Origin of the sequence: Citrobacter sp. MGH110, assembly GCF_001037515.1 — a bacterium.
GTDB lineage: Bacteria > Pseudomonadota > Gammaproteobacteria > Enterobacterales > Enterobacteriaceae > Citrobacter > Citrobacter portucalensis.
In genome coordinates, this window is sequence record NZ_KQ089830.1 from 2,894,965 (window position 1) to 2,912,270 (window position 17,306).

General features: G+C 52.9%; 15 protein-coding genes. 1 reads left to right on the plus strand and 14 read right to left on the minus strand.

The annotated features are described in order from the left end of the window. Positions 1–51: 51 nt before the first annotated feature. The 14 genes from murG to leuO form a co-directional block, all read right to left on the minus strand. Entirely contained in the window at positions 52–1,119 is a 1,068-nt protein-coding gene (gene murG / locus SK38_RS13695) for an undecaprenyldiphospho-muramoylpentapeptide beta-N-acetylglucosaminyltransferase (RefSeq protein WP_048236140.1), read from the minus strand. Next, positions 1,116–2,360, minus strand: a complete 1,245-nt coding sequence (gene ftsW, locus SK38_RS13700) for a cell division protein FtsW (RefSeq protein ID WP_003829529.1) — start codon at positions 2,358–2,360, stop codon at positions 1,116–1,118. The genes murG and ftsW overlap by 4 nt, the downstream gene beginning before the upstream one ends. Continuing rightward, positions 2,360–3,676 carry a UDP-N-acetylmuramoyl-L-alanine--D-glutamate ligase gene (gene murD, locus SK38_RS13705; RefSeq protein ID WP_048236141.1) on the minus strand — a complete coding sequence of 439 codons (1,317 nt, stop codon included), beginning with the start codon at positions 3,674–3,676 and terminating at the stop codon, positions 2,360–2,362. The genes ftsW and murD overlap by 1 nt, the downstream gene beginning before the upstream one ends. 2 nt (positions 3,677–3,678) lie before the next feature. Then, positions 3,679–4,761: a phospho-N-acetylmuramoyl-pentapeptide-transferase gene (gene mraY / locus SK38_RS13710; protein WP_003018774.1), complete on the minus strand. Its 1,083-nt coding sequence runs from the start codon at positions 4,759–4,761 to the stop codon at positions 3,679–3,681. Next, on the minus strand, positions 4,755–6,113 hold the full coding sequence (gene murF, locus SK38_RS13715) for a UDP-N-acetylmuramoyl-tripeptide--D-alanyl-D-alanine ligase (RefSeq protein ID WP_048236142.1): 1,359 nt from the start codon (positions 6,111–6,113) through the stop codon (positions 4,755–4,757). The genes mraY and murF overlap by 7 nt, the downstream gene beginning before the upstream one ends. Next, on the minus strand, positions 6,110–7,597 hold the full coding sequence (gene murE, locus SK38_RS13720; RefSeq protein WP_008786196.1) for a UDP-N-acetylmuramoyl-L-alanyl-D-glutamate--2,6-diaminopimelate ligase: 1,488 nt from the start codon (positions 7,595–7,597) through the stop codon (positions 6,110–6,112). Before murE ends, murF begins: the two co-directional genes overlap by 4 nt. Then, the gene (ftsI, locus tag SK38_RS13725; protein ID WP_003829538.1) at positions 7,584–9,350 is read right to left on the minus strand and encodes a peptidoglycan glycosyltransferase FtsI; all 1,767 of its coding nucleotides are present in this window, start codon (positions 9,348–9,350) and stop codon (positions 7,584–7,586) included. The genes murE and ftsI overlap by 14 nt, the downstream gene beginning before the upstream one ends. 15 nt (positions 9,351–9,365) lie before the next feature. Next, on the minus strand, positions 9,366–9,731 hold the full coding sequence (gene ftsL / locus SK38_RS13730; RefSeq protein ID WP_000625651.1) for a cell division protein FtsL: 366 nt from the start codon (positions 9,729–9,731) through the stop codon (positions 9,366–9,368). After that, entirely contained in the window at positions 9,728–10,669 is a 942-nt protein-coding gene (gene rsmH / locus SK38_RS13735) for a 16S rRNA (cytosine(1402)-N(4))-methyltransferase RsmH (protein WP_003018789.1), read from the minus strand. The genes ftsL and rsmH overlap by 4 nt, the downstream gene beginning before the upstream one ends. 1 nt (position 10,670) lies before the next feature. Next, positions 10,671–11,129 (minus strand): division/cell wall cluster transcriptional repressor MraZ, encoded by a 459-nt coding sequence (gene mraZ, locus SK38_RS13740; protein WP_003018792.1) that lies wholly within the window; start codon positions 11,127–11,129, stop codon positions 10,671–10,673. Positions 11,130–11,742: 613 nt separating this feature from the next. Beyond that, positions 11,743–12,747, minus strand: a complete 1,005-nt coding sequence (cra, locus tag SK38_RS13745; RefSeq protein ID WP_003018794.1) for a catabolite repressor/activator — start codon at positions 12,745–12,747, stop codon at positions 11,743–11,745. 266 nt (positions 12,748–13,013) lie between these two features. Then, the gene (ilvN, locus tag SK38_RS13750; RefSeq protein ID WP_003829566.1) at positions 13,014–13,505 is read right to left on the minus strand and encodes an acetolactate synthase small subunit; all 492 of its coding nucleotides are present in this window, start codon (positions 13,503–13,505) and stop codon (positions 13,014–13,016) included. 2 nt (positions 13,506–13,507) lie between these two features. Next, positions 13,508–15,232 (minus strand): acetolactate synthase 3 large subunit, encoded by a 1,725-nt coding sequence (gene ilvI, locus SK38_RS13755; protein WP_075553054.1) that lies wholly within the window; start codon positions 15,230–15,232, stop codon positions 13,508–13,510. 318 nt (positions 15,233–15,550) lie between these two features. Next, positions 15,551–16,498, minus strand: coding sequence for a transcriptional regulator LeuO (gene leuO / locus SK38_RS13760; protein WP_020996231.1), 948 nt, complete (start codon positions 16,496–16,498; stop codon positions 15,551–15,553). 654 nt (positions 16,499–17,152) lie between these two features. Between leuO and leuL the strand changes: the two genes are divergently transcribed. Then, positions 17,153–17,239: a leu operon leader peptide gene (gene leuL, locus SK38_RS25005; RefSeq protein ID WP_048998978.1), complete on the plus strand. Its 87-nt coding sequence runs from the start codon at positions 17,153–17,155 to the stop codon at positions 17,237–17,239. Positions 17,240–17,306 lie beyond the last annotated feature (67 nt).

Sequence of the window (17,306 nt, forward strand, 5' to 3'; positions counted from 1 at the left end):
TCTTTAGCCATTAACTTCTTAGTTCATGCGATGCAAAAGGCATCACCACAATTACGCCCGGGCAGCCCGGCTCACTTCATTAGCAACGCGCTCTGTAGCATCCGGAATGGAAGCGGCGCGCGCACGTTCTGCCATGGTTAATAAGGTTTCTCGCGACCACCCGGAAAGGGTGTTAGCGACGGCATCCACAGTAAACTGCGGCTGCTCAAGAATTTTGGCGGCGCCCGCTTTCTCCAGCGGCAGCGCATTCCAGTACTGCTGTCGGTCTTTGTGCTGGAAAGGCACAAACAGCGCAGGCAAACCTGCGGCGGCAATTTCGCTTACCGTCAGCGCGCCGGAGCGACAAACTACAACATCCGCCCACGCGTAGGCAGCTGCCATATCATCAATAAACTCAGTGACCTTGTGCTGCGGTTGTCCCGCGTCGGCATACGCCTGTTCAACGGTTTGCTGCGCGCCTTTGCCACTCTGATGCCAGATAGTCACCGCGTCACCAAGCTTTGCGGCAACCTGCGGCATCGTCTGGTTCAATACGCGTGCGCCCTGAGATCCCCCGACGACCAGCACGCGAACCGGGCCTTCACGCCCCGCCAGACGCGCTTCGGGCAACGGCAGCGCCAGAACGTCGGTGCGTACTGGGTTACCCACCACTTCCGCATTCGGGAAAGCGCCAGGAAAAGCCTGCATCACCTTCGTTGCAATCTTCGCCAGCCACTTGTTAGTTAATCCCGCAATGCCGTTCTGCTCATGCAGTACAACCGGAACGCCTAATGACCAGGCAGCCAGACCGCCAGGGCCGGACACGTAGCCGCCCATCCCCAGCACCACATCAGGCTTAAACTGCTTCATGATGGCGCGCGCCTGACGCCAGGCATTAAAAATACGCACGGGGGCGGCAAGCAGCGCGTTGACACCTTTGCCACGCAAACCGGAGATGCGAATAAAGTCAATTTCAATGCCATGCTTCGGCACTAAGTCCGCTTCCATACGATCGGCGGTGCCCAGCCAACGAACCTGCCAGCCCTGGGCCATTAAATGATGCGCGACCGCCAGCCCCGGGAACACATGCCCGCCGGTACCGCCTGCCATCACCATTAACCGCTTCGGTTGACCACTCATCGTGCACCTCGTGTAAACGCCTGGGCTTTTTCCAGACGCGTTTCATAATCAATACGTAACAAAAACATGATGGCAGTCGACATAATCAACAAACTGGAACCACCATAACTGATCAGCGGTAACGTCAGACCTTTTGTTGGCAGCATACCTGCTGCCGCGCCGACGTTTACCAGGGCCTGGAAGCTAAACCAAATCCCGATGGAGCAGGCTAGAAAGCCTGAAAAACGGTGGTCAATTTCCAGTGCTTTGCGACCGATCGACATCGCGCGAAAAGCGACGAAGAATACCATTAAAAGCGCCAATACCACACCGATATAACCCAGCTCTTCCCCAATGATGGCAAAGATGAAGTCGGTGTGCGCTTCCGGTAAATACTCCAGTTTTTGCACTGAATTACCTAACCCCTGACCCCAAACCTCACCGCGACCAAAAGCCATCAGTGATTGCGTTAACTGATAGCCGCTGCCAAACGGATCTTCCCATGGGTTCCAGAAAGAGGTTACGCGGCGAATACGATACGGTTCGGCAAGGATCAGCAGCACCACCGCCGAAATCCCCATGCCGATAATGGCAATGAACTGCCACAGTTTCGCACCAGCGAGAAACAGCATCGCCAGCGTCGTGACAAACAGCACCACCACCGTACCAAGGTCAGGCTGCGCCAGCAGTAAGACTGCCAGCACCAGAATCACGCCCATCGGTTTTAAGAAGCCGCGCAGGTTGTTACGCACTTCATCGACTTTACGCACCAGGTAGTTAGCGAGATAACAGAACAGCGACAGCTTGGTGAATTCCGCAGGCTGAATACGCAGTGGACCCAGCGCGATCCAGCGCGATGCCCCGTTAACGGAGCTCCCCACCACCAGCACGATCAACAACATGATGATCGAGGCGATCAGCATCGTCGTGCTGTACTTTTGCCAGAACTCCATCGGCAGACGCAGCGTCACCATCGCCAGACAGAACGCGAGGAAGATATACAGCGCGTCACGCTTAGCAAACAGGAAAGGATCGCCTGCCAGGCGTTGCCCTACGGGCATCGATGCCGATGTCACCATCACAAAACCGATCGCTGCCAGACCAAAAGTCAGCCACAGCAGCATGCGGTCATACATGATCAAGCTGTCCGCGTCTTTATCACGCGAAGCCATCACCCAGCCTTTAAGTGCCGCGAAGATCCACGCCAGGACACCCAGTCCCGGTACGCGCGGCATTTTCAGACGAGGGAGAGAGAAGCGCATCAACCCAACTCCTTCGCTAAACGGGTAAAGACGTCACCGCGTTGCTCAAAGTTCTTGAACTGGTCAAGGCTGGCGCAGGCTGGCGACAGCAGCACCATATCACCCGGCTTCACACGCGGTGCGAGCAGACGCATTGCCTGCTCCATGGTTTCAGTGTGTTCCGCAACCTCAGGACGCAGAGCAGCAAGCTGTGCGCCATCGCGACCAAAGCAGTAAAGACGAATGTTGTCGCCAGTCAGGTAGCGTTGCAGCGGCGTAAAGTCGGCGGATTTCCCATCGCCGCCCAGCAGCAGGTGCAACGTACCGTCAACGTGCAGACCATTCAGCGCCGCTTCGGTGCTGCCAACGTTGGTGGCTTTTGAATCGTTGATCCAACGCACACCGTTATGATTCAGTACCAACTGGAAACGATGCGCCAGACCGGTAAAGGTAGTCAGCGCTTTCAGGCTGGATGCCCGCGGCAGACCCGCAGCATCCGCCAGCGCCAGCGCCGCCAGGGCGTTGGTATAGTTATGCTGGCCGGTAAGCGTCATCTCTTTCACGTTCAGGACTTTTTCGCCCTTCACCCGCAGCCAGGTTTCACCCTGCTGACGATTGAGATGATAGTCACCCATGTTGATGCCAAAGCTCACGCAGCGCTCATCCGCCCCGCGAATCGGCATGGTCAACGCATCATCGGCATTAACCACACACACTTTCGCATTCTCATAGACGCGCAGTTTGGCTGCACGGTACTGCTGCAAGCCAAACGGATACCTGTCCATATGATCTTCAGTGACGTTCAAAATGGTGGCGGCTACGGCCTGTAAGCTGGAGGTTGTCTCCAGCTGGAAGCTCGACAACTCCAGTACATACAGCTCACGTTCGTCATCCAGCAACATCAGCGCGGGCAGGCCGATATTTCCGCCAACACCCACGTTCACACCAGCCGCTTTCGCCATTTCTCCCACCAACGTGGTGACGGTGCTTTTCCCGTTGGAACCGGTGATCGCGACGATCGGCGCCTGCGCTTCACGACAGAACAGCTCGATGTCACCGACAATTTCGATCCCTACATCAGCAGCGGCGCTCAGAGAAGGATGCGCCAGGGCAATACCAGGGCTGGCGACGATGAGATCGGCGGCCAGCAGCCAATCATCATTCAGGCTGCCAACATGACGCTCAACCGCTTCCGGCAATTTATCCAGGCCAGGTGGCGTTGCGCGGGTATCCATCACACGCGGCGTCACGCCACGCGCCAGAAAGAAATCCACGCAGGACAGCCCGGTCAATCCCAGACCGATAATGACGACTTTTTTACCCTGGTAATCAGCCATGATTAACGTACCTTCAGCGTTGCCAGGCCAATCAGCACCAGCATCAGCGAAATAATCCAGAAGCGCACAATTACGCGCGGTTCCGGCCAGCCTTTCAGTTCATAGTGATGGTGAATCGGCGCCATACGGAAGATGCGCTGTCCGCGCAGCTTAAAGGAGCCAACCTGCAGAATGACCGACAGCGTTTCCACAACAAATACGCCGCCCATAATTACCAGCAGGAATTCCTGACGCAGCAGCACGGCAATAATGCCCAGCGCGCCGCCCAGCGCCAGAGAACCGACGTCGCCCATAAAGACCTGCGCCGGATAGGTGTTAAACCACAGGAAGCCTAACCCCGCACCGACAATCGCCGTACAGACGATCACCAGTTCGCCGGCATGGCGTAAATAGGGAATGTGCAGGTAGTTGGCAAAGTTCATGTTACCTGTAGCCCATGCCACCAGCGCAAAACCTGCGGCCACGAACACGGTCGGCATAATCGCCAGACCGTCCAGGCCATCGGTGAGGTTTACCGCATTGCCAGTACCCACAATAACGAAGTACGCCAGCAGCACGTAGAACAGCCCCAATTGCGGCATGACATCTTTAAAGAACGGCACCACCAGCTCGGTAGCCGGGGTATCTTTACCGGCGAGGTACAGCGCAAAGGCTACACCCAGCGCAATCACCGACATCCAGAAGTACTTCCAGCGGGCAATCAGCCCCTTGGTATCTTTGCGCACCACTTTGCGATAGTCATCGACAAAACCGATAATGCCATAGCCAATCAATACCACCAGCACGCACCATACGTACGGGTTCGACGGATATGCCCACAACAGAACGGAGATAACAATCGCGGTGAGGATCATGATCCCGCCCATGGTTGGCGTACCACGTTTACTAAAGTGCGATTCAGGACCGTCGTTACGTACAACCTGTCCAAAGGACATTTTTTGCAAGCGGGCAATCATGCGCGGGCCCATCCACAAAGAGATGAACAGCGCGGTCAGCAGGCTGACGATGGCGCGAAACGTCAGATAGGAAAAGACGTTAAAGCCGGAATAATATTTGACCAAATGTTCGGCCAGCCAAACTAACATGTCCCATTCTCCTGTAATGCGCGTACTACCTCTTCCATGGCGGCACTACGTGAACCCTTCACTAAAATCGTCATGACCTGATGTTCTGCAATCAATGCTTTAAGATGCGCGGCCAGCGCGCTTTTATCCGCAAAATGTTCGCCAACGCCGCTGGCGTCGCTAATTGCCTTACTCAGTTTTCCTGTACTCAGTACACGGTCGATACCTGCTGCTTTCGCAGCAACACCTACCTGTACATGGCATGCTTCACTTTCTGCGCCAAGCTCTGCCATATCGCCAACGACCAGTACGCGATAGCCCGGCATTTCAGACAGCACCTGCACCGCTGCGGTCATCGAACCGACGTTCGCGTTATAGGAGTCGTCCAGCAGCAACTGATTTTCTGCGAGTTGAATCGGGAACAGACGTCCCGGTACCGCTTGCAGATCCTTCAAACCCGCTTTGATCGCCTCGTGCGTCGCGCCTACCGCCATAGAAAGCGCCGCCGCCGCAAGGGCGTTAGCGATATTGTGGCGACCCGGCAACGGCAGCAGGACATCAATGCTTCCGGTCGGCGTTTGCAGAGAAAATTCTGTGCCATGCGAGGTCACATGAACGTTGGTCGCAGAAAAGTCGCTGTTGGCCGCATTCGGGGAGAAGCGCCAGACTTTGCGATCGCCGATGATGCTTTGCCAGTTCAACCAGTCGTTGTTGTCGGCATTCATAATGGCGATACCATTCGCAGACAGGCCGGTAAAAATCTCACCTTTTGCCTTCGCAACGCCCGCCAGAGAGCCGAAACCTTCCAGGTGCGCGGCGGCCAGATTGTTCACCAGCGCCGCTTCCGGACGCGTCAGGCCGACGGTCCAGGCGATTTCGCCCTGATGGTTGGCGCCGAGCTCAATCACGGCATAGTCGAAATCGTTAGTTAAGCGCAGCAGCGTCATCGGTACGCCGATGTCGTTATTCAGATTGCCCGCGGTATATAGGGTGTTACCACACTGGCTCAGAATGGCAGCCGTCATCTCTTTGACGGACGTTTTACCGGATGAGCCGGTCAGCGCGACAACGCGCGCCGGAACCTGAGCGCGAACCCACGCCGCCAGTTCACCAAACGCCAAACGCGTATCTTTAACAATCAGCTGCGGCAGGTTGGTGTCCAACGGGCGGCTGACCAGCAGCGCACCCGCCCCGCTCTCTTGCGCTTTGTCTGCAAAATCATGGGCATCAAAGCGTTCGCCTTTCAGCGCCACAAACAGGCAGCCCGGCGTCACTTTACGCGTATCGGTTGTTACGGCATCAAGGGTCAGATCGGCCCCTTTCAGTTCGCCACGGAGGATCTCCGCCAGTTGGCTGAGCGTTACGCTAATCATGCGATAACCCCCAGCAGACGCGCTGCGGTCACGCGGTCAGAATAGTCGAGACGCTGCGAGCCGACGATCTGGTAATCTTCGTGACCTTTCCCGGCCACCAGCACCACGTCGTTTTCTTTCGCCTGCATAATGGCGTTTGTCACGGCTTCTGCGCGCCCTTCCATCACCTTCGCCTGTCCGGCATCCAGCATACCCGCCAGAATGTCGTTAATAATGGCGCGCGGCTCTTCGGTACGCGGGTTGTCATCAGTCACCACGACAACATCTGCAAACTGCTCGGCGATTGCGCCCATCAACGGACGTTTGCCTTTATCGCGATCGCCGCCGCAGCCAAAGACGCACCACAGTTTGCCAGTACAGTGCAGACGTGCCGCCTGCAGCGCTTTTTCCAGCGCATCTGGCGTATGAGCGTAATCAACCACCACGGTGGTTTTACCCGGCGCGCTGAACACTTCCATACGTCCGCAAACCGGCTGCAATTGTGTCGCCGTTTTCAGTAAATCAGCTAACGGATAGCCCAATGCCAACAGCGTTGCCAGCGCCAGCAAAAGATTGCTGACGTTAAACGCCCCCATCAGGCGGCTTTCAATTTCGCCGTCGCCCCATGAGGAGGTAAAACGAATCGTTGCCCCACTGTCGTGATACTTCACGTCAACCGCTTTTAACCAACGACCATGACAGTTCGGGTTGATGTGGTCTTCCATCGAAACGGCAACCGCATCAGGGAGTTTCGCCAGCCAGCGACGACCGACTTCATCATCCGCATTGACGATGGCCTGACCGCAATGGTGCGTGGAATACAGCAGCCATTTCGCGGCTTCGTAATGTTCCATGTCGCCGTGGTAGTCGAGATGGTCGCGGCTTAAGTTAGTAAATACTGATGCGGCAAACTTCAGCGCCGCCACGCGATGCTGAACCAGGCCGTGTGAAGAGACTTCCATCGCGCCAACCGTTGCGCCCTGCGCAGCCAGCCCCGCCAGCACATGCTGGACATCAACGGCTGAACCGGTAGTATTTTCCGTCGGGATCACTTTGCCCAGCAGGCCATTGCCTACTGTTCCCATTACCGCGCTGGTTTCGCCAAGCAGTTGGCTCCACTGGGCCAGCAATTGGGTGGTGGTGGTTTTACCGTTAGTCCCGGTTACGCCGACCAGACGCATTTTCTCAGAAGGCTCGTGGTAAAAACGGCCCGCCAGTGCAGATAAACGTTCGTTAAGCTGACTGAGATAGATGACCGGAACGCCATGCATTTCACGGATTTCACCATCAGTAGCTTCATCTTTTGCTTCTGCAATAATGGCAGCCACACCTTGCGCTATCGCCTGCGGGATATACCGACGCCCGTCCGCCTGATGACCCAATACTGCGACAAAGAGATCGCCTGATGCAGCCACACGGCTGTCAAGCGTCATCTCCCGCAGTGCTCGCTCCGGTGCACCCGGCACCCATGGAGCAAGAAGGTCGCGCAAATTACGATCTGCCACCTGTTGCCTCGCCTTGATTATTCACAAATTCATTTTTATCGCCCGTTGTCAGCGCATCCGGCTCGATGTTCATGGTGCGCAGTACGCCGCCCATGATGGCACCAAAGACCGGCGCGGAAACGGCGCCACCGTAGTATTTACCCGCCTGCGGATCGTTGATAACAACAACCAGCGCGAAGCGCGGCTGACTCGCAGGCGCAACGCCTGCGGTATAAGCAATGTATTTGTTGATGTAGCGACCATCCGGCCCTACTTTTTTCGCTGTACCGGTTTTAATAGCGATGCGATAGCCTTTAATCGCCGCCTTCACGCCGCCGCCGCCCGGCAGCGCCACGCTTTCCATCATATGCACGACGGTACGCACGGTATCTTCCGGGAAGATACGCTCACCCGGAACAGGAGGGTCTACTTTGGTAATCGACAGTGGACGATAAACGCCGTAGCTGCCGATCGTTGCATAGACTCGCGCTAACTGTAACGGCGTTACCATTAGCCCGTAGCCGAAAGAGAAGGTGGCCCTCTCTATGTCAGACCACCGTTGTTTTTGAGGATATAAGCCACTGCGTTCTCCGACCAACCCCAAATTGGTCGCTTTTCCCAGCCCAAAACGTGAGTAAGTATCTACTAACGCTGAGGACGGCATCGCTAACGCCAGCTTGGAAACACCGACGTTACTCGACTTCTGCAAAACCCCGGTGAGGGTTAATTCGCTATAACGCGCCACGTCTTTGATTTCGTGACCATTAATTCGGTAAGGGATAGTATTGAGGACGGTATTTTCGCGAACCACGCCACGCTGCAGCGCGGTCATCACCACCATCGGTTTAACGGTAGAACCCGGTTCAAAAACGTCGGTGATGGTACGGTTACGCATCGCGTCTTTTGGCGTACCGGTGAGATTGTTCGGGTTGTAGGACGGACTGTTGGCCATGGCCAGCACTTCACCGGTGTTTACATCCACCAGTACCGCACTGCCTGACTCCGCCTTGTTGAACGCCACGGCGTTATTCAGTTCACGGTAGACCAGTGCCTGTAAACGCTCATCAATGCTCAACGCGAGGTTATGCGCCGCCTGGCTGTCGGTAGAGGAGATATCTTCAATGACGCGGCCATAACGGTCTTTACGTACAATACGTTCGCCCGGTTGTCCGGTGAGCCACTTGTCGAAGCTCTTCTCAACGCCTTCAATCCCCTGGCTGTCGACGTTAGTAAAGCCGATGAGGTGAGCAGTCACTTCTCCGGAAGGATAGTAACGGCGGGATTCTTCGCGCAGGTGGATACCTGGCAGCTTCAGTTTTTTGATGTAGTCGGCCATGTCAGGGTTAACCTGACGCGCCAGATAGATGAAGCGCCCTTTCGGGTTGGCGTTAATGCGGGAAGCCAGCTGGTCGAGCGGGAGATTCAGCGCAGTCGACAGCGCTCTCCAGCGTTCACCAACGCTCACGCCGCCTGCGTCATGCACCTCTTTCGGGTCGGCCCATATCGCTTTAACCGGAACGCTCACCGCCAGCGGGCGACCAGAGCGGTCGGTAATCATTCCGCGTGATGTAGACACTTCCTGGACGCGTAGAGAGCGCATATCCCCCTGACGCACCAGCATGTCCGGCGCGATGATTTGCAGCCAGGCAACGCGCCCCAGCAGAAAACCCAGTGCCAGCAAAATACAGCCGCACAGTAACGCAAAACGCCAACTGATAAAGTTGGCTTGTTCTTCCTGGCGTTTTGGTTTGTGCGTTTTTGCCGCTGCTTTCATGCGTCGCGTTTTTCCTTATTTTTGTACTACGATATTTTCTTGTGAGGGATCGACATGCTGCATTTGCAGCTTTTCCGTTGCGATCCGTTCAACACGGCTATGGTCGCCGAGCGCGTTCTCCTCAAGGATCAAGTTGCGCCATTCGATATCCAGCGCATCTCGCTCCAGAACCAGCTGCTCACGCTGCGCAGTCAGTAACCGCGTATGGTGTGCTGTTGTCACGACGGTAACCGCCGTCAAAATAATGCAAATGAACAGGCAGAGTGGCAGCTTCCCAAACCGCAAAAGATCGTCACCGATCACGCCAGGCAAGGCATGGCGCTCGTTGCTTCCTATCGATCCTTTAACTTTGCTGAGGGCTTCTGTCACTCTGCTGATCATGCGTTCGTCCTCTCTGCAATACGCAGAACTGAACTACGGGCACGAGGATTCTCAGCTACCTCTTCTTCACCCGGCATCATCTTGCCTAGTGCTCTTAACTCACGGCCGCCCAGCTTTTTGATCTGCGCTTCGGTCATCGGTATTCCAGCCGGTACCTGAGGACCACGGCTTTGTTCACGCATAAAGCGTTTCACAATGCGGTCTTCAAGCGAATGGAAACTGATGATCGAAAGGCGACCACCTGGAGCCAGCACGCTGAGCGAGCTTTTTAGCGCCTGCTCTATCTCCTCCAGTTCACTGTTCACCCAAATGCGCACCGCCTGGAAGGTACGGGTCGCGGGATGTTTGAATTTGTCTTTCACCGGCATTGCCGCTGCAATAACTTCCGCCAGCTCTTTGGTGCGGGTCATCGGTTCGATGCGGTTGCGCTCCACGATGGCGCGCGCAATGCGTTTGCCGAAGCGCTCTTCGCCAAAGGTTTTAATCACCCAGGCAATGTCTGCTTCATCGGCGGTTTGCAGCCATTCGGCCGCTGACTGACCGCGTGTTGGGTCCATACGCATATCTAACGGACCGTCACGCATAAACGAGAAACCGCGCTCTGCGTCATCGAGCTGCGGTGAAGAAACGCCGAGATCGAGAAGAATCCCGTCGATCTTACCGGTCAGTCCACGCTCGGCGACATAGTCAGCCAGCGCAGAGAAAGGTCCATGTACGATGGAGAAACGGGGATCGGTAATCGTTTTTGCAACGGCAATAGCCTGCGGATCGCGATCGATTGCCAGTAAACGTCCCTCTTCGCCAAGCTGGGAGAGGATCAGACGTGAGTGACCGCCGCGACCAAATGTCCCGTCAATGTAGATGCCGTCTGGACGAATATTCAGGCCGTTTACGGCTTCATCCAGCAACACCGTTGTATGTTTATAATTTTCCGTCATTTTATAGAGACAAATCCTGCAATCGTTCCGACAACGCGCCAGTAACAGACTGCTCAGCGTCGATATCTTCCTTGACCTGTTGATACCAGGTCGTTTCATCCCACAGCTCAAACTTATTGAACTGCCCAACCAGCATCACTTCTTTCGTTAGCCCTGCGTGTTGCCGCAGAATGGGTGCTATCAGTAATCGACCAGCGTTATCCATCTGACATTCGCTGGCATGACCCAACAATAAGCGCTGTACGCGACGCTCAACTGGATTCATGCTCGACAGACGCGATAGCTTCTGCTCGATTATTTCCCATTCAGGCAGGGGGTACAGCAGCAGGCACGGGTGATGGATGTCAATGGTGCAAACCATTTGACCGGTAGCGCTCTCAAGCAGTTGATCCCGATAACGGGTAGGCACGGATAAGCGCCCTTTACTGTCGAGATTAACTAACGTTGCTCCCCGGAACATGCCAGTCTCACCCCCAATTACCACTTTATCCCACAAATTCCCACTTAAAGGAGTTTACGGAGCGGAGGAAAACCTTGTCAAGCAAGTCGCGGCGCTTAGCGGAGCAAAAAACCCATTGTTTACGGCTAATATCAGCGTTGAACAAATTCCGTACAGCAAACGAAGCAAATTAACGTCATGAATATTTGTAAGAAAAAAATCCAACAACTCATCATTGTTTAAAACAACTGAATATCATCCAAAGAAAATATAAAGTGTCAGTTTGCGACGCGAGCGGCATTTTAGGACAATATGCAGCGAGTTAACAGTACCAGTTAATCGGTCTGTACGCCGCGCAGAGCCGAGGAAAGCACCAGATGGCCGCAATACGAGAGCAAAGTGTTTGTTAATTCGGCAAATCCATACATGCATGTAACAAAATAATACAAGCGTAACGCGTCGTTACGTATCAATAACCCAAAAATGGATAGTTGCATTTTTAATTCGGGGTATTTCAAGAATGAATTTCAGATAATTCTAAAGAATATTCTTAAATATAATGCGGTTATTTCTGAGAATAGAAAAATTGAAGACGTCAGGGGCTTATCCCGCCGACGTCATCAATTGAGGAAACTTAGTTACGGCTGAGAATACCGCGACGGTACAGATTACGCCGTATACGCGTTAAACCTGGTTTTGGTTTACGCGGTTCGTCCAGACTTGCCAGTACAATCTCCAGCACGCGTTCTGCGACATCACGATGGCGCTGTGCCACTGCCAGTACCGGGCACTGCAGGAAGTCGAGCAGTTCGTGATCGCCAAAAGTCGCAATCGCTAAATCAGACGGTAGCTGCCCGTCACGACGCAGGGTCACATCCATCACGCCCTGCAACAGGGCAAACGACGTGGTAAACAACGCCTGAGGCATTGGGTGCGTTTCCAGCCATTTATCAAACAGCTGCGCAGCCGCTTCCCGCTCATAACTGTTGGCGTACAGGAAATGGACTTCACGCGGATCGTCCTTCCACGCGGTACGAAAACCCTGCTCGCGCAGGAAACTGACGGATAATTCAGGAAGCGCGCCCAGATAGAGGACGGTTTCAGCAGGGAATTTGCGTAACTCCTCTGCCAGCATTTCCGCATCATCCTGATCCGCACCCACAACGCTGGTAAAATGTTCGCGATCCAGTGCACGGTCCAGCGCCACAATCGGGAATGAACTGTTTGCCCAGCGTTGGTAGAACGGATGCTCAGGCGGCAATGAAGTCGACACAATAATGGCATCGACCTGGCGCTGTAAAAGATGCTCAATACAGCGCATTTCGTTATCCGGCTGATCTTCAGAGCAGGCAATCAACAGCTGATACCCACGCTGACGCGCCTGGCGTTCCAGATAGTTTGCGATCCGGGTATAGCTTGTGTTCTCAAGATCCGGGATCACCAGCCCGATAGAACGTGTGCGTCCAGCACGCAGCCCGGCCGCCACGGCATTCGGGTGGTAATTATGCTCACGCACCACCGCCATGACTTTTTCAACCGTTTTGTCGCTTACGCGATATTGCTTTGCTTTGCCATTAATAACGTAGCTTGCAGTCGTTCGCGAAACGCCGGCCAACCGAGCGATTTCATCCAGTTTCACAATTGCCCCTTGCGTAAAATGTACAAACCATAACCTTTTAGATGGCATGGGTTAAACTTCTTAACATCTAAGCGCAGAATAATGACTGCGGCAACCGCTTTTGTCTCTGGTTACTGCTGATTTCGCAAAAAAAAAAGCGCAGCAGGTAGCATCAGCGAAAGCGGGTTCGTTACCTGCAGGCAGGATAAGGCGTTTATGCCGCTATCCGGCATGACCTCCACGATGAGGCCTGATAGCGCTTTGCTTACCAGGCCTACGGTTGACGATTAGCGCATAATTTTATCGCCACGGGAGAGTCCCACCACACCGGAACGAGCAACTTCCACAATTTTGGCGACTTCACGCAAGGTTGCCAGAAACGCATCCAGCTTGTCGCTGGTGCCCGCCAGTTGTACGGTGTAGATAGACGGCGTCACGTCGATGATTTGCCCGCGGAAAATCTCCGTGTTGCGTTTCACCTCCTCCCGGCCATAACCGCTGGCCTGGATTTTCACCAGCATGATTTCTCGTTCAACGTGGGCCCCCTGCCCCAGCTCGCTAACGCGCAGAACATCCACCAGTTTGTGGAGCTGCTTTTCGATCTGCTCAAGGACTTTCTCATCCCCTACCGTCTGAATCGTCATCCGCGATAAGGTGGGGTCGTCGGTCGGCGCGACGGTCAGGCTTTCAATGTTGTATCCACGCTGGGCGAAGAGGCCAATCACCCGCGACAATGCACCCGACTCATTTTCCAGCAATACTGATAATATCCGGCGCATAATCAGGTCCTCTCCGTTTTGCTTAGCCACATTTCATCCATCCCGCCCCCACGAATCTGCATCGGGTAGACATGCTCACTGCCGTCGACGGTGACGTCGACAAACACCAGGCGATGGTTACGCACATGCTCCAGCGCTTCACCCAGCTTGCTCTCCAGTTCATCTGGATGATTAATCTGGATACCGATATGCCCATAAGCCTCAGCAAGGCGCACAAAATCGGGCAGCGACTGCATGTAAGACTGGGAGTGACGCCCGGAGTAGATCATGTCCTGCCATTGTTTGACCATGCCGAGATAACGGTTGTTAAGGTTGAGCACCAGCACCGGCAGTTCATACTGCAGCGCCGTCGACAGCTCCTGGATGTTCATCTGAATGCTGCCATCCCCGGTCACGCACACTACCGTTTCATCCGGCAACGCCATTTTCACCCCTAACGCCGCGGGTAAACCGAATCCCATCGTGCCGAGGCCGCCTGAGTTAATCCAGCGACGCGGTTTATCGAACGGATAATAAAGTGCGGCAAACATCTGATGCTGGCCAACGTCAGAGGTCACATACGCCTCCCCTTTCGTCAGACGCCAGATGGTTTCAATCACCGCCTGCGGCTTAATGCTTTCGCTTTGCGTGTCGTATTTCAGACACTGACGGGCGCGCCAGTGCTCAATCTGTTGCCACCAGTCACGGTTATCATCCAGTGGCTGCTGTGATTTCTCCTGCTCCAGCAGTTCGAGCATTTGATCCAGCACCAGACGGGCATCACCCACAATCGGAATATCCGCAGTAACGGTTTTAGAAATAGAGGTCGGATCGATGTCGATATGCAGCACGGTCGCATTCGGACAGTATTTTGCCAGGTTATTCGTCGTTCGATCGTCAAAGCGAACGCCGACAGCAAAGATCACATCGGAATGATGCATGGTCATATTCGCTTCGTAGGTACCGTGCATCCCTAACATGCCCAGCGCCTGACGATGTGTGGCCGGAAACGCGCCCAACCCCATTAGCGAGGAGACAACCGGCAGATTCAGCGCTTCAGCAATCTGAGCTAACTGCTCATGGCAAGCAGCATTGACCGCGCCACCGCCCACATAGACAACCGGTTTCTTCGCCGCAACCAGCGTCTGTAGCGCCCGTTTGATCTGTCCTTTATGCCCCGTCGTCGTCGGATTATACGAGCGCATACTTACCGAGTCCGGCCAGCTATAAGGCAGTTTCTTCGCCGGATTCAGAATATCCTTCGGCAAATCCACCACCACCGGCCCAGGACGACCGCTTGCTGCCAGCCAGAAGGCTTTTTTCAGCACCTGTGGGATATCTTGCGTTTGTTTGACCAGGAAGCTGTGTTTTACCACCGGGCGGGATATACCTACCATGTCGCACTCCTGGAAGGCATCGTAGCCAATCAGCGACGTTGCGACCTGTCCGGAGAGGATCACCAGCGGAATGGAATCCATGTAAGCCGTTGCGATTCCGGTAATCGCGTTGGTCGCCCCCGGTCCGGAGGTAACTAATACGACCCCCACTTCTCCCGTGGCACGCGCCAGGCCATCAGCCATATGTACCGCCGCTTGTTCATGGCGAACCAGCACATGATCAATACCGCCGACCGTATGCAGCGCATCATAAATATCGAGAACGGCCCCCCCGGGATAACCGAATACCTGCTTCACACCCTGATCGATGAGCGATCGGACGACCATCTCGGCTCCAGACAACATCTCCATGGCTTGCCTCACTCTTATAATGAATTACGGTTTAACAACACATTAACCGCTGACGATGACGCATGGCAATTGACTCCGAAGGGGTGTCACTGGAGTAAATAAGAATAAAAAGGAGGAAAGACGCGAATAAACGGAGAATTAAACCAGCATAAGCAATCAGTATGATAAATAATCGCTTAAAAATGGGAACTTACAGCAATTACTCTATTTTTTGACACTTTTGGACAGACGTAAAAAATAGAGTTCAGCATAAAATTTCAGTTATAAAGACAAAAGCAGAATAAACAGGATGTATTGTCCGGTTTACTCTGCCAAGTGCTACTGCTTACAAACGGAGACTAACAGCTCTTCCATCCATTGATGTCCTTTATCCCGGCCCGCGGCTTCATGCCAGGAAAGATAGCATGTGCGGCTGTTCAATTTTAACGGTAAAGGTAAGATCTGTAGTTCTAAAGAATCGGCAAATTCTTCTGCTAACCAACGCGGCGCAATAGAGACCAAATGCGTTTGCGACACAATATTAAGAACGCTAATTAATGCCATGCCCTGATAAGCTACGCAGGATTGTTTATCCGGTGTGTCATACCACGGTTGGCTGAATGATGCGAAGCGATCAAGTGACACCACCGCATGCTGTTCATTATAGACATCGCTTTCCAGTAACGGACCACTAATGCGCGGATGCTTTTTACTTGCGACTAACACCATTTCGTCATTGAATAACGGAATACTGGTAAATTCAGGACGACGGAATTCTTCATAGCTAATAACGAATTCTGTTTCCTGGTAACGTAATTGATGCTCTGTATTTTGATTGAGTGAAGATTTAAATACGACATGAATGTTTGGTGCAACTTGCTCAACCCGATTATAAATCAACGACGTCAGAATATTATCCAATGGGCTGCATACGCAAAGATTGAATACGCGCTCGCTGCTGGCTGGCTCAAAACCCGATCCAGGCAGTTCATTTTGCACTAATTGCAATGCCTGGCGAACAGAACCAAATAGCTGGAAAGCTCTTGCTGTCGGCTGGATACCGCGTCCATAACGAACAAAAAGCTCATCATTAAACATCACTTTCAGGCGCGCGACCGCATTACTGACAGCGGGTTGGGACATCCCCAAAGTATGTGCGGCACGGGTAATGTTTTGTTCTTGCATCACCGCATCAAAGACGGTTAATAAATTAAGATCAACCATGCGAAGCTGTGGCTTCCCCATATCTATAATATTTGTTTTATCTATTATTTTTACTTCTGGCATATTTAACTCCACTGTCACTCTAAACTCCCTTTTCCCAGACGGAGTGAAGAAATAATCTCCGTTAATATGATTTACCATACATATAAGATGAGAAAAAGAAAAAACATTAAAATTAGGAAAACATAAAGGTACAAACCTAAATGAACAAAAGACCAATGCGAGCGCAGTGTGGCAGGTGTCACTGCACGGTGATTCATATGTTTAAATTTCAAAAACAATATAACCATAAGCATGGCGAATATACAATCATACGTATCGTGAATACGTATTTAAGTTTTAATTAAATGTTTATATTATTAATACATTAAAAGTTAACATTAATTTATCAATTATGTGGTGTTACACTGCCCATAGCCATTCATGATTACTATAAAAACAGATAAATCATAAAGATATGAAATCCCAAGGGCGACCTTTTCTTCAGTTCGCCGTTACAATAAATGCAAATAATTATGCTCAAATATGTCAAACCATGAAAAGTATGTACAACCATCAACTGATTAATTTTATGTACTCCGAAAAATTCAGCACAATTCGCTTAAGTTTTGCAGAAACTTCTCCCCTCAAGTAAGGCATTTGCAGAGGTGAGGGTTGACATCAGTCTTCATATCCAGTACCACTAAAAGCATATCGCATTCGCCTGGAGCTTAATTGATGACTTACATTGCTCGTTTTAACGGTCTACTACTACTAAACGCATCTTCATTGCGCGGTAGACTGGTGGACGACATTCAGCATTAAGTCAGCTCCAGTTAAGACAAAAACCCGCGCCGTTGCGCGGGTTTTTTTATGCTCGAAGCAAGGCGCC